Origin of the sequence: Achromobacter sp. SIMBA_011 (assembly GCF_046535435.1) — a bacterium.
GTDB lineage: Bacteria > Pseudomonadota > Gammaproteobacteria > Burkholderiales > Burkholderiaceae_B > Achromobacter > Achromobacter dolens.
The window spans coordinates 1-295 of the sequence record NZ_JAWRWN010000257.1; the positions used below are offsets into that span (position 1 = coordinate 1).

The following is a 295-nucleotide window of genomic DNA, read 5'->3' on the forward strand; positions in this document are numbered from 1 at the left end:
AAGTTTCGGAGTCCGAACACACGCGTGAGCCACGCGGCGAGCGGAATCATCACGATCTCGGACATCAGATAGCCCGTGGAAATCCACGTGCCTTCGGTGCCGGTCGCGCCGATTTCGCCCTGGATCTGCGGCAGCGCCGAGTTCGTGATGGAGATGTCGAGCGTGGCCATCAACGCGCCCAGCGCGCCGGCGGCCACCGCGATCCAGTCGGCGACGCCCGCGCGCTGCTCGCCGTGCGGCTGCGGCGCGGCGGGTGCTTGCGCGGCGTTGGGTGGGACGTTGGGTACGTCAGCCA

1 pseudogene is annotated in these 295 nt (G+C 68.8%); it reads right to left on the bottom strand.

The features are described 5' to 3' along the window. Positions 1-203: pseudogene (locus SB816_RS30835) on the bottom strand (EmrB/QacA family drug resistance transporter); the annotation flags it as partial. Between the last annotated feature and the right edge of the window lie 92 nt (positions 204-295).